This window comes from Desulfoluna sp. HI9BLuna (genome assembly GCF_056829775.1).
This window is the reverse complement of record NZ_CP186555.1, coordinates 1,300,377-1,313,059: the sequence shown is the minus strand read 5'-3', so window position 1 is coordinate 1,313,059 and position 12,683 is coordinate 1,300,377. Positions and strand designations below refer to the sequence as shown.

Below are 12,683 nucleotides of genomic sequence, written 5' to 3'. Positions count from 1 at the left end.
TGTGCGATGGATTGCGATGGGTTTGTTTTGTATGTGCAGGAAAGACGGGCGTCAAAGAGATAATATTGATGGGGATGGGGTGCGGCTATCGAGATGTTCTATTGCAAGCCTCGGGTGGGTGTGGTGCTTTACGCTGCTGCGTGGATGATGCGGTTTCGGCCCTTGGCCTTGGCCCGGTAGAGCTGCATGTCCGCGTCGCGGATGAGGCAGGAGAGGTCGGCGTGGTCCGGCTGCAGCTCGGCGGCCCCGATGCTGATGGTGACCAGAACCTCCCCGTTGTCTGTGTGAAAGGGGGTGTTGCAGACCGTGGTGCGGATGCGCTCGGCCGCAATGAGGGCCTGTCGCAGGGTACATTGGGGCAGAAACACGATGAACTCTTCTCCGCCGAGCCTGCCGAAGGAGTCCACCTCCCGCAGGGCATGCTTGCACCGGGAGGCCACTCCGGCCAGGATCAGGTCGCCGGTTTGGTGGCCGAAGGTGTCGTTGAAGCGTTTGAAATGGTCGATGTCCACCATGAGAACGGAGCCCGGCGTGTGGAACCGCCTGGCGGATTTAAAGAAGAACTGCCCCATCTCAAGGACCTTTCTTCGGCTGAATACCTGGGTGAGCTCGTCGATTTCCACCAGGTTCCTCAGCTCGGCAAGGGCTGAAAATTCGCGTCGTTTGGTTTTCTCCATGTGGATGAAAAAGTAAATGCCGCAGCAGTTGGCCAGGCAAAAGGAGAGGATGGTGGTGGACATGGAGGTAAAGGGCAGGGGCGTGAAGAAGATCATGGCCGCGATGTACAGCACCGAGCCGCCCAGGCCGCCGATGAGTGGGGCGATGAGGCGCGGGGGGAAAAAGAGATAGCAGATGAGCACCACAAAGGAGGTGGCGGAGATGGTCATGGTGCCCGTGACGGGGGCCTTGAGGATGAGCTCGATGATTTCCGTTCCCATGACCACAGACATGTACGCGCAGACCGTTGCCGTGTGCCGGACGAGATCTTTTTTGTCGAGGTAGAGCTGATAAAAGGCGGTGAGTCCTGCCATGGCTGCAAGGGCCCTGCCTGCCAGAAGGATGTTCAGTTCGGGGCCCACCCCGAGCTCACAAAAATCAGCGAACCCGGCAAGGAGGTAGATAATGGCGGTGACGGCGTACACAAACTGCATTTTGTGCTTGATGCGGGGCCACTGCTCGTCCCGGAAGTGCTTCTCTGTTTCAGGGTCCTGAAATTCACCCATCCAATTGAACTGTGCCATAACTCACTCTCACTCATCAATGCGGGGCACCCTTTTTATCCTAACGGAGGCGCCAGGAGCCGGATAAACCGCTGAGTTCAGACTCAGAACACTGGAAAAGAACGCGGCACAGGGGAACAGCCCCTGCCGGGGACCGGCCGTGGGGTCAACGGGGGGTGCTGATTCGGTCAGTGTTTATGGTCCGGACTCATATTCGCTTATATATCAGTATCGGATTGTTCCGTGGTCATTATCAGTTTTCAGTGAAAATTTAAAGGGGATTATGTCCCTCGGTTCAGGCCGCAGGCGGTTGGCTCCGGTGGGGGTCGCCGCCTGGTGAGCCTTCCGCCCGGGAAGGGACAGATTTGCTGTGGGGGTGGGATGAATGTTCCGTGGGGAGGCTGCTTTTTCAGTTGACAGTTATCGATTCTCGGGGGTATTAGAACGAATGTTCGTTTTAATTGTGGAGAATCAAAGGAGCCCAGTTGATGCTTACCTTGATAGATGTAGAGGATCCGTCCCGGCTGAATCGGCAAGAGCAGATTCTGGTCACCTCGCTGCGCCTGTTTACGGAGCGTGGCTATTTCAACACATCGATTCATGATATCCAGCGCGAGTCGAAGGTCAGCATCGGATCAATCTACCACTATTTTAAAAACAAGGAAGGGATCGCCCGGGAACTCTTTACCGGCCTTGTTGAGTCCATGGACGAGGGCATGGGCCGGATCGACAGCCAGTATGCCTCGGCCCATGACCGCTGTCGGGCAGTTCTGGCCTGGCTTATGGAACTCACCCGGCGTTCACCTGCGGTGATGCAGTTCATTCTGTACGCCAGGCACCGGGAGTTCCTTCCCGACGAGAAGCCCATCTGTTCGTCCGGTCCTTTCCTGAAGATGAAAGAGATGGTGAAACGAGGGATGGATGAGGGAGAGATACGAAGGATGGACGTGACCGTTGCGTCTGCCGCTTTGTATGGAGGTGCCATCCGTATGATCCATCTGGAGTTGGACGGGGTGCTGGTGCGTCCGCTGGAATCCTACCTTGACGATGTCTGGTCGTGTGCGTGGCGCTCCGTTGCCACCGGGGGGCCAGGCGAAGAGAGGTGAGGGGCTGAAAAGGCACTCACCGTATCCCTTTGGGTGCCCCCTCAGCAGAAGAGCCCGGCGGTGCCCTTTTTTTTGTCTGTTAGTTAAAACGAATGTTCGTTCTAATGAGCCATTTCAATGTGCAATGGAGGTATGTTCTTATGAAAACAATGAAAAAATACATCTTGTCTGTTTGTGCCCTGGCCCTTTTTGTCTGTGCCGCGGTTTCGCCTGCCTTTGCCGGGGGACCGGATGACCGTGATGCCCTCAAGGGCGTGACCCGTGGTAAAGCCCTTTTTGACGTCAACCTGGGCGATGCCCAGAGCATGCCCCTGTACCTTAAGGTCATCGGCATGACCCATCAGGGTTTGGTGGCTCAGGGCGTCACACCTGAATTTGTCGTGGCGTTCCGGGGGCCCGCCGTTCAGTTTATTACCGGCAAAGCCCATGCTGACAATGACGCTCAGGCCCTTTTGTATGGACAGATTGCCGACCAGATTCGTGAGCTGAAGGCCATGGGGGTCTCTTTTGAAGCCTGTGCCATTGCCACCAAGCTTTTCGGTGTGGATAACGGCACGGTTCTTCCTGAAATCAAGGTTGTGGGCAATACGTTCATTTCTCTTATCGGGTACCAGGCCCAGGGATACGGGACTGTTCCCATCATGTAGCCGCGGGCGTTCTCCGTCTGGTGCGACATGCTCTGAAAATGATTCTCTGTTTCTCTTCCGGGATGCTATAGTTCAAATGATATCTTTTGGCGTGGGCTTTGGCGTGTTGCCATAGCCCCGCCCCTCCTGCCGTGTGCCAATCATCGAAAAAAGCCGGTTAAGTTGTTGTGACCGTTTTTGTCAACGGAATACCCAATGGAGACGGGGTCGGATCATGCGCATCGTTCTGCTTTCCCAGGCGCTGGTGGTGGGCTTGGCACTTGCTTTGTCTACAGGGCTGGCCTTTGCCGGGCAGGAGGCATCTCCTTTGGGTGGGACGGCTGACTCCCTTGGCACCATCAGCATTCCGTACGGGTTTTACAACGACAGTTTTGGTTTTGCGGTGGGGTATGTGCACAGTGTCACCGGTTATCCCCAGAAGCAGGCCGGGCTCCTGGGCACCGCCATGGTGGGGACCCAGGGATCGGCCATGGCCATTTTGTACGGGCAGGACATCCTGCTTCCTAACACGGAGCGGTTTCTGTTCGATCCCATTGCCTCGGTGGGGTATTTTTCAGACAATGAGAGCTATATCGACGGGAATCCCAATTTCACCGGGGAACGGGCGGGGAGCAACGGGTCCGACAAAGACAACTTTGTCACCGGGGACGGGTGGGATAACTACTTTCGGCTTCGGTTCCAGTATCTCTTGCCCATCGCCGGGGGCAAGGTGGTCTCCTTTGACACCGTAGCCCTGAAGGAGGGGCTTCCGGTCTTGAAACCCAGGGAGGAGCCGCGATGGAACCCGCTGTCAAGCGGCAAGATCTACCTTGAGCTGACCCCTTTCTACCGGTCCCAGCAGGTGGACGGGGACGACATCGAATCCAACCTGAAGACCAACGGCCTTGATGTGGGGGTGTTCTGGGACAACCGCGATTTCCATCAAAACCCTTCCAGCGGAAATGCCCTGAATATCGAGCTGTCCCGAGACTTCGGGTGGCTGAACAGCACCGAGTCCTGGACCACGGTCTCCGCCGAATACGACCACTACATCCCTTTATCCCTTTCCCCTGCGTTTCGCCAGTCGGTTCTGGCTTTAGATGCCTGGACCGCCTACTCCCCATCCTGGAACGAAATCGAAGACGGGGTGATCGAGAATCGCCCTCCGGCATTTTCAGGGGCCACCCTGGGCGGTGAATGGCGGATGCGGGGCTATCCGTCGAATCGTTTCAGCGACAAGACCGCCGTTTACTACGCCGCCGAGCTTCGGATGATTCCGTATTGGAATCCCTTTGAGGGCTGGCCCTGGCTCCAGCATTACGTGGGGGTGGCCTGGGTGCAGTTCGTCCCCTTTGTGGAAGTGGGCAGGGTGGGGCCCTCCTGGGACCTGTCCGAGCTTCACTCGGACATGAAGGTTGATGTGGGCCTGGGATTCAGGGTGTGGGCCAAGGGGATCGTGGCCCGGGTGGATGTGGCGGTTTCCGAAGAGTCGGTGGGGGTGCAGATGATGGTGAGCCAGCCCTTTCAGTTTTGATCCGGGCGGCTTTGCGGATAAATTGGTTTTCTTATCCTTCGGGGCAGGGCGCACCGGGTCCCCCATGGTGCCATGGGGGACCCGGTGCGTGGCTGTGTTATCGGAACGTCAGGGCTTGGGGCAGTCATGGGGTGTCGCCTCTGCGGTCTCTTTCAATGCCTCAAGATCCACGGTGGGGAAGGGCATGATGTGAACCTGGGGCTTGGTTGTGTCGGACTGCGGCGGGGTCTCCTGGCTGATCACTTTGTTTTGGATTTTTCCGGTGTTCCGGTTGATGGTGTACCTTTCGGTGGTGCCGTCGGAGTAGATCCGTTCCCTTTCGATAACCTTCCCTTTGAGGGTATCCACCTGGGTGTATTCACGGGGGGCATCCACGGGCTTTGCTGGCTCGGCATAAGCAGACGGAACCCAGGACCGGGCACCGGTCTGTTCGGTGGGGAATGGAAACCACTGGGAGTAATTGCCGTACTCGGCAAAGATGTCGCCGCCCTCATAGATGGAGAGCTTCATGTTGACGGTTTTGTGGCGGGTCTTGATGGGCACCGGAATGGTGACGATGGGCGATTTCCCGAAGTTGTCCGAAAACAGGCGGTTGTTGATCTGTTCCGACCGGGTTTTGGGAAAATTGATGAGGGATTTGTAGATGTCCAGACCGGCGTTGACCAGGGAAGGGATCACGAGAAGCACAGCCGTCAGCCCGATGATCCAGTTTCGCATATCGGTCCAGAGGGATGGGGAGGAAGAGGCATGATCGTTCATGGATCGCTCCTTTCATTTAACCCGGATATTTCACGAGTCGAGTGCAGCCACATTCAAAGCTCTGATAACGCAGAAGATGGGTGCACTTGTCTCGCCCGAAGGGTGAGAAAATCAAACGGCAAACGCTGATTTACATTTTGCATTTTCAAAATAGCTGGAACTTTTATTGTAGGTGGCTAAAATCATGGTGTTTTTCTTTTGAATGGTTGTTTTCTCATGAAATGTCCGGGCTAAGATCGGGCACTGAACTCCTTCAAGATTTGATCCAACGCGTCGGGGTCGCTCTGGCTGAGACTTTCCAGGATCCTGCGGGCGGCGGTCCGGGTGGCCACCCTCATCTCTTTTTTTATCTTTTCCGTATCTTGTTGAACCTCCTTGAGATCCTTGAATGCGTCCTTGCTCTGTGTTTTTTTTCCCACCTCCTCCACCAGGGAAATGAGGACCTCGGTGATGAGGCCGAGCTGCCTGCCGTAGGACGCTTTGCTGACAATGGCCTTTTCCATCCGGCCGTCTCCGGCTTCTGCGGGGATGGCGCCGAAAAAAACATCGGGGTCGATGCTCTGGACGACATCTCCGCTCCAGGGATAGTTGATTTGAGGGTACGGGATCATGGTGAGGCCTCCTTCAGGTTGGGTGTTAGTCCGTTTTTTTTGTACCTGCGCTTCCGCCGGGAAGGCCGTTGCGGTAGCAGGCCGAGGGCAGTTGGTTCATGACGGCTCCGATGCATCGGTTGCAGGAGATGCATGACGATGCCTCGGTTTTTCCTTCCTTGAGGCGGTTGACAAAGGCTGGCTGCCGGATGAGGGGCCGTGCAAGGGCGATGAAGTCGGCGTGGCCTTCCGCAAGGACAGTTTCCATGTGCGTCTTGTTGCGCATACCCCCCACGATGACCAGGGCCATGTCTCCGGCGCACTCCTTTACGGCTTTGAGGTCTTCCAGGCTCCAGCCTTCGATGAGGTCGCGGGTTCCTTCCAGTTGTTTCATCAAAAGCCATCCCACCGGTTTTTTCCACGCGGGCAGGGCCCGGACGATCTCTTTGACCGGGACGCCCCCTCGCCAGCAGCTCATGTGATCGTAAAATTTGACACCGGTTGTCAGCTCCAGGCCGCTGACCCCTGAGTCCCTGAGCCATGCCGTGTAGGTGCGGGCCAGCTCCAGGGTGATGCCCTGCTGCGGGGTCAGGTCCCGTGAGTTCATCTTCACGAGGATGGGGATCTCTTTGGAGACCTTCTCTTTGATGCCGGTGATGATCTCCTGCATGATGCGGAACCGGTTTTCGGAGGAGCCGCCCCAGCGGTCTTTCCTTACGTTGAAAAAGGGGCTGAGGAACTGGTTAAGGAGGTCGCCGCCCCCGGCGTGGAGGTAGATGAGGTCGGAACCGGCTTCCACGGCCCGGCCCGCTGCCGCCACAAAGGCGTCCACGGTCTCTTGGACCATGGCATCGCTCATTTCGTCGGGCTTGATGAAGTAGGATGGGTCCCGCCTGATGCGGGACGGGCCCAGGGGGTTGCGACCGATGAGGTGTTTTTCGGTCTGGCGCCCGGCGTGGGAGATCTCAAAGGCGATTCTGGCTCCGTGGGCGTGGACGGTGTCGGCCAGTTTTTTGAGGCCCGGGACCATGGCGTCACAGTGGATGCCCGCCTGCCGTTTCTGTGCCCGCCCCAGGGGGGAGGCAAACATGTAACCGGTGCAGATCAGACCCACCCCGCCTCTGGCCAGGCGTTCATGGCAGGCAAGCATGTCGTCGCCGATGGAGCCGTCGGCCTCGGCCAGCCCTTCATAGACCGGTGCTCTGACAAACCTGTTTTTGATTTCAAGGGATCCGATTTTTCCTGGCGTGAACAGCAGCGACATGGGCGATCCTTTCGGGTGGTGTGCAGGCCTGCTCCGGGGGCGGAGTCGCATCACTTCATATGGGAACCGGCGGCACCGGATCGGAAGAACTGCGGGACCGGCCGGGGATAAGGACGGGCCGATAAATTATTAAGTAAAACAGGACATGGGGGGTTGCTTGCAACGGGTAAGAAGGAAATCAACAAGTCATTAACGAACGGCCTTTAAGGATGACTAATCATGAATGATTTCAAATGCGGCTGTCAAGTGGCAATGAGACCACCGGAGAAATTCGCGATGGGGCAGCGGGGCCGGAGGGCCCCTGAATTCATGCCCTGAGCGGGCTGGCCGTGGTTTCGCTTGTGAGACATTGGTGGTAAGTGTCATGGGGATACCGGTCCACGATACGGCATCGACAATGTGAACGCGAATATCAGTCGGAGGTTTTCTTGAAAGGGACGGCGACAATCAGCAGGGGCGGTGCGAAGATGACCGAAGGGACGGCCATCGTCATCGGGTCTCGGCTGTTCCTGGCATTTTTGTGTGTGATCTGTTTTATGGTCTGCCTGGGGTTTGTGGGGGGCTACAACGTCAAAAACGTGATGCGGACCGTGGAGCTCGCCAACGACAGGATCCTGGAGCTCAAGATGATCCAGGGCCGTTTGAACCACGCGCGTATCTATATCTATGACCTGGTGAGCCCCGGGGACCGAGAGCAGATCGATTGCATCAAGGCTCAGTTCAACGCGGACATGGACTCCATCTCGGAAACCATCGACACCTACGGGTTGCCCAGGGATACCTTTGACTCGGCCCGGGCCACCTACGACCGGATCATCCGCCTGACCTACGGCGAGGCGGGCATGCATGCCGACAAGGTGCTCCGGACCCTCTCCAAGATCGAGCATGAGCGCCTCTCCGTTCTCTTTGATGAAAAGGTCTCGGCCATCATCGCCAGGCTTCAGTCCCGCATCATCTCGGCCTACCATCGCGCCATTGCCTTGACCGTGGTGCTCTGTTCCATGGCCCTTGTCACCCTGACGGCGTGGGTGTTTTTCCTGGGAAAGCTTCTGGCCGAGAGGAAACGCGCCGAGGAGATGCAGCACCGGTACCTGGAGCGCCTGGACCTTCTCCACCGCATGGACCAGTCCATCCTGGGGGTGCGATCCCCGGATGCCGTGGCCCAGGCTGCCATGCATCACATTCTTCATATGGTGCCGTGTGACCGGGCCACCATCGTGACCTTTGATGCAGAGATGGGTACCGGGACCCTTCAGGCCATGTATTCGCGGCAGGAGACCGAGATCGGCGCGGGGCTCTGCATGCCCCTCTCCTCTTTTTACGTGTCTCCGGCCATGACCCGCGGGGAGCCCCTGGTGATGGAGGACATAGCGACCTCGGAACAGGATTCCGATGTGGCCCGAAAGCTTGCGCTGAGGGGAATTCGGTCGTGCGCCGGGGTTCCCATGGTGATCGAGGGCCGCATGATCGGGGCCATCTATGTGGGCAAGGAGCGCCCCGGGGGCTTTCTTCCGGAGCACCTGGACATCGTGACGGAAGCGGCAAACTCCCTGGCCACGGTGATCTACCATGCCCAGCTCCATGCCGAGATCCTCAAAAACACCGGGGAACTGGAGATGCGTGTGGAGACGCGGACCCGCGAGCTTGCCGCCGCCAACCGGGCCCTGGTGGCGGCCAACCGGGAGCTGGAGGCCTTTTCCTACTCGGTGTCCCACGATTTGCGGGCCCCTTTGCGTCGCATCGATGGGTTCTGCCAGGCCCTGGAGGAGGACCACGGGGCTCGTCTGAGCGCTGAAGGCACGGCCTGCCTGGGCCGGGTGCGCAGGGCCGCCCGTCACATGGCGGGCCTCATCGACGACATCCTCCATCTGGCCAGGGTGACCCGCTGCGAGATGGTCACCGAGCCCCTGAACCTTTCCAGCCTGGTGGTGTCCACACACAAGGAGCTGGATCGTCAGCATCCCGGCCGGGCTGTGGAACTCATTGTTGCCCCGGGGGTGTCGGGCCAGGGGGACCCCCGCCTCATCCATATTCTCTTGGCCAACCTCATGGGCAATGCCTGGAAGTTCACGGCACCAAAGGAAAATGCGGTTATTGAGTTCGGCACCCTGGGGAGCCGGAAGCATGGAAAACCGGTCTATTTTTTCAAGGACAACGGGGTGGGGTTCGATATGAAAGGGCAGGACAAGCTGTTCAGGCCGTTTCAACGGCTCCACTCCGGCGATGAGTTCCAGGGCTCGGGGGTGGGGCTGGCCACGGCGCAGCGGATCGTGCACCGCCACGGGGGAACCATCTGGGCGGAGAGCGCTCCAGGTCACGGCGCCGCGTTTTATTTTACCCTTTAAGGACACACCCGGATGAACAACCCACTGAACGTGCTCATCGTCGAGGATTCCGAAGACGATGCCTTTCTGATTATACGCAGGCTCCGAAAAGACGGGCTTCGTCCCCATTGCGAGCGGGTGGACGGCGAGGCGGAGATGCGCGGGGCCCTTGCCTCCCGCCGCTGGGACGTCATTATCTCCGATTACGACCTGCCGGGGTTCGGGGGCATTGAGGCGCTGGAGCTCTGGAAGGCGTCGGGTATGGACATTCCCTTTATCATGGTCTCCGGGGTGCTGGGGGAAGACGTGGCCGTGGAGGTGATGAAGCAGGGGGCCCACGACTACCTGATCAAGGATCGCCTGGATCGCCTTGTTCCGGCCATTGAGCGGGAGCTGCGCGATGCGGCCAACCGCAGGAAGCAGGTGGTGGTGGAGCGGGCCCTGGACCGGAGCGAGGTGCAGTACCGGCTCCTCACCGAGCAGATCGCCGACGGCATCTCCCTGACCCAGAACGGGCAATACCTCTTTGTCAACAGTGCCTTTGCCGAGATTTTCGGGTACCCGGACACCGAGTGCCTGGTGGGGCGTCAGGCCTTTCACCACCTTGTGGAGAAAAAGCGTGAGGCCGTGCTGACCTGGGTACGCCAGCTTGAGGAGGGCAAGGGGGGGCCGGATTCCTTCCAGGGACAATGCATCGGGGGGGACGGCAGGGCGTTCTGGGTGGGGGCTAATCTCCGGGTCATTACCTGGCAGGGGAGCAACGCTGTGCTGCTCACTGTACGGGACATCACCGAGGTCAAGGAGAAGGAGCGGCGCCTGGAGGAGGAATCTGCCCTGCTCAGAACGGAAAACAGGCTCCTGCGCTCCTCCATGAAGGATCGCTACCGCTTGGGGGGCATGGTCGGCAAGTCCGTGCCCATGCAGCATGTCTACGAGCTGGTGGCCAAGGCCGCTTCCACCGACGCGGGCGTGGTGGTCTACGGTGAGTCCGGCACGGGCAAGGAGCTTGCGGCCAGGGCCATTCACGACATGAGTGATCGCCGGGGAAACAACTTTGTTCCGGTGAATTGCGGGGCCATTCCCGAGGAGCTTCTGGAGAGCGAGTTTTTCGGGTACGCCAAGGGGGCTTTCAGCGGGGCCCACAGTCACAAGCCGGGGTACCTGGATCACGCGGACGGCGGCACCCTGTTCCTGGACGAGATCGGAGAGATCAGCCTGAACATCCAGGTGAAGCTGCTCCGCGCCATCGAAGGCGGCGGGTACTCTCCCCTGGGGAGCGTGGCCGTGAAAAAGCCCGATATCCGTATCATTGCTGCTACCAATCGGGATCTGGAGGGCTTGGTACGCGCAGGTTCCATGCGGGAGGATTTTTATTACAGGATCCACATCATTCCCATCTACCTGCCCCCGTTAAAGGAGCGAAGGGAAGACATCCCCCTGCTGGTGGAGTACTTCACCAACGCCCAGGGCGTGGGGAGTAAAGCCGCCGTGATGGACGGCCGGTCCATGCATGCCCTGCTGGAGTACGGATGGCCCGGGAACATCCGTGAACTTCAGAATGTGGTGCGGCGATACCTCACCCTGGGGACCCTGCAGCTTGAAGGGGCGAGTTCCATGGAGGCCGCGGGGACAGTGGAAGAAGAGGTCCGGGACCTGCAGGCGGCCATGAAGTGCCATGAAAAGAAGCTGCTGCTCATGGCCCTGGAGAAAAACCGGTGGCACAGGGGCAACACCGCCAGGTATCTGAACCTTCCCGCCCGTACTTTCTATAAAAAAATGAAGGACCATCAGCTGAATTCTGCATGAATTGTGCAAAAAACGGCAGTGTCGGGGAAGTTCAGTTATTTCATGTGGATACCGGCAGGCTCTTTTCTGTTGTGCCATTTCTTGCACCTGCAGGGGCTTCCCGGTGTGCATGGGCTCCCCTTGATTTACCGTGAAAATGAAGCGGTTCCGATATCTGCGGCGAGACTGGCACCCCTTGTGCAATGAATCTTTTGCATCGGCGGGGCGGTGAGCCGGATGATTCCACCGGGTGAAACCTTTGAAACGTCATCCATACGTTTTGCAAGGGGACTCCCTCTTCTTGTTTCCTTCTTGTTTTGCAGCGGAACACAAACCACCTACACCATACATCTTGTGCTCATCGCCCCGGCGACTGTTTTTTTGACTGACTTTTTTATCCGGGGACTGACGTTTGAAAGTGACCATCAAAGGCAAGATCATCGCGGCCTGCGTGATGATGCTTGCCGTATCCATTGTTTCAATCTGCGTGATCACGGGGGCGAGGCTCACAAAGAGCTCCCTTGCCCTGTTTATCCAGGAATCCAGTGACGAGCTCAGGCAGGTGGACGAGACCATCGCCCTGTTGATAGACGCCGTGGCGGCGGACGCAGCCATGCTGGCCAGGGACCCTCGCCTCCTCAAAGACGACAACAGCCTTACCTCCTACCGTCACACCAGCGACCCCACCCCCATGACGCCCCTTGATAACGGGGGGCTTGAAACCGATATTTTCCGGTATTTCCAGACCATGCTGGACACCCATCCCGCCTATGGTTCCCTCACCTTCGGGACGCGTTACGGCGGGTATGTGCAGTGCCCTGTCAGTGAGAGGAAGCCCGGGTACGACCCCACCACCCGGGGCTGGTACCAAAGCGCCCTTGCTGATCCTGGGCGGGTCGTTATGACCGACCTGTACAGGGCCTCGGACGGCGAGGTCTACCTCAGCCTGCTCAAGGCCGTCACAGGGGCCGGGGGCGAGGTCCTGGGGGTGGTGGCTGCCGACTTGAAGCTTTCCGGGCTTACGGCATTGATCGGTTCCGTCTCCTTTGGAAAGAGCGGGTACGTGGTGCTCGCAGACAAGACCGACACCATCCTTGCCAACCCCAGGCATCCTGAGATGAATTTTACGCGTCTTGCGGGAAGCGGTGTGGCGCTCTACGAACACATTGCGGACACCGCCTCGGGCCACCTGAGGAGCGACGGTGAGGGCGGGGACTACGATATCAATGTGTACACCTCCCCGCGGACCGGCTGGAAACTCATCGGCGTCATCGATCATGGGGAGATCCTTTCCCATGCCCGGGGCATGCTGGGGACCCTTGCCGCTGTGGGGGCGTTTTTTTTCGTGGTGTCCGTCTTTTTCGCGTTTTTCCTGGCCGAATCCATGGTGCGGCCCGTCAGGCGGGTTGCCCGGGGGCTCAGTGAGATGGCCGAAGGCGAAGGGGATCTGTCCATGCGGTTGTAACGGACACGGC

The 12,683-nt window shown here is 58.6% G+C and carries 10 protein-coding genes; 6 read left to right on the top strand and 4 right to left on the bottom strand.

The genetic code is table 11. The features are described from left to right. Positions 1–128: 128 nt before the first annotated feature. Complete coding sequence (locus ACOYW0_RS05185) at positions 129–1,241, bottom strand: GGDEF domain-containing protein (RefSeq protein ID WP_482417490.1); 1,113 nt, start codon at positions 1,239–1,241, stop codon at positions 129–131. A 467-nt stretch (positions 1,242–1,708) separates the two neighbouring features. On the opposite strand from ACOYW0_RS05185, the gene ACOYW0_RS05180 reads away from it, so the two are divergent. The 3 genes from ACOYW0_RS05180 to ACOYW0_RS05170 all read left to right on the top strand — a co-directional run bounded on the left by ACOYW0_RS05180 (position 1,709) and on the right by ACOYW0_RS05170 (position 4,486). Continuing rightward, entirely contained in the window at positions 1,709–2,326 is a 618-nt protein-coding gene (locus ACOYW0_RS05180; protein ID WP_482417489.1) for a TetR/AcrR family transcriptional regulator, read from the top strand. A 140-nt stretch (positions 2,327–2,466) separates the two neighbouring features. Beyond that, entirely contained in the window at positions 2,467–2,973 is a 507-nt protein-coding gene (locus tag ACOYW0_RS05175) for a DsrE family protein (RefSeq protein ID WP_482417488.1), read from the top strand. A 214-nt stretch (positions 2,974–3,187) separates the two neighbouring features. Beyond that, a complete protein-coding gene (locus ACOYW0_RS05170) occupies positions 3,188–4,486 on the top strand; it encodes a BamA/TamA family outer membrane protein (protein WP_482417487.1) in 1,299 nt (432 codons plus the stop codon). A 108-nt stretch (positions 4,487–4,594) separates the two neighbouring features. Here ACOYW0_RS05170 and ACOYW0_RS05165 read toward each other — a convergent pair whose 3' ends face one another. The 3 genes from ACOYW0_RS05165 to ACOYW0_RS05155 all read right to left on the bottom strand — a co-directional run bounded on the left by ACOYW0_RS05165 (position 4,595) and on the right by ACOYW0_RS05155 (position 7,099). Further along, positions 4,595–5,245 carry a hypothetical protein gene (locus ACOYW0_RS05165; RefSeq protein ID WP_482417486.1) on the bottom strand — a complete coding sequence of 217 codons (651 nt, stop codon included), beginning with the start codon at positions 5,243–5,245 and terminating at the stop codon, positions 4,595–4,597. A 230-nt stretch (positions 5,246–5,475) separates the two neighbouring features. Continuing rightward, positions 5,476–5,856: a hypothetical protein gene (locus ACOYW0_RS05160; RefSeq protein ID WP_482417485.1), complete on the bottom strand. Its 381-nt coding sequence runs from the start codon at positions 5,854–5,856 to the stop codon at positions 5,476–5,478. Positions 5,857–5,881: 25 nt separating this feature from the next. Beyond that, a complete protein-coding gene (locus ACOYW0_RS05155) occupies positions 5,882–7,099 on the bottom strand; it encodes an NADH:flavin oxidoreductase (protein ID WP_482417484.1) in 1,218 nt (405 codons plus the stop codon). A 467-nt stretch (positions 7,100–7,566) separates the two neighbouring features. Here ACOYW0_RS05155 and ACOYW0_RS05150 point away from each other — a divergent pair, with 467 nt between their 5' ends. The 3 genes from ACOYW0_RS05150 (at position 7,567) to ACOYW0_RS05140 (ending at position 12,673) form a co-directional block, all read left to right on the top strand. Next, on the top strand, positions 7,567–9,444 hold the full coding sequence (locus ACOYW0_RS05150) for an ATP-binding protein (RefSeq protein WP_482417483.1): 1,878 nt from the start codon (positions 7,567–7,569) through the stop codon (positions 9,442–9,444). Positions 9,445–9,456: 12 nt separating this feature from the next. Then, a complete protein-coding gene (locus ACOYW0_RS05145; protein ID WP_482417482.1) occupies positions 9,457–11,229 on the top strand; it encodes a sigma 54-interacting transcriptional regulator in 1,773 nt (590 codons plus the stop codon). Positions 11,230–11,626: 397 nt separating this feature from the next. Continuing rightward, entirely contained in the window at positions 11,627–12,673 is a 1,047-nt protein-coding gene (locus ACOYW0_RS05140) for a cache domain-containing protein (protein ID WP_482418817.1), read from the top strand. The last annotated feature ends 10 nt before the right edge of the window (positions 12,674–12,683 follow it).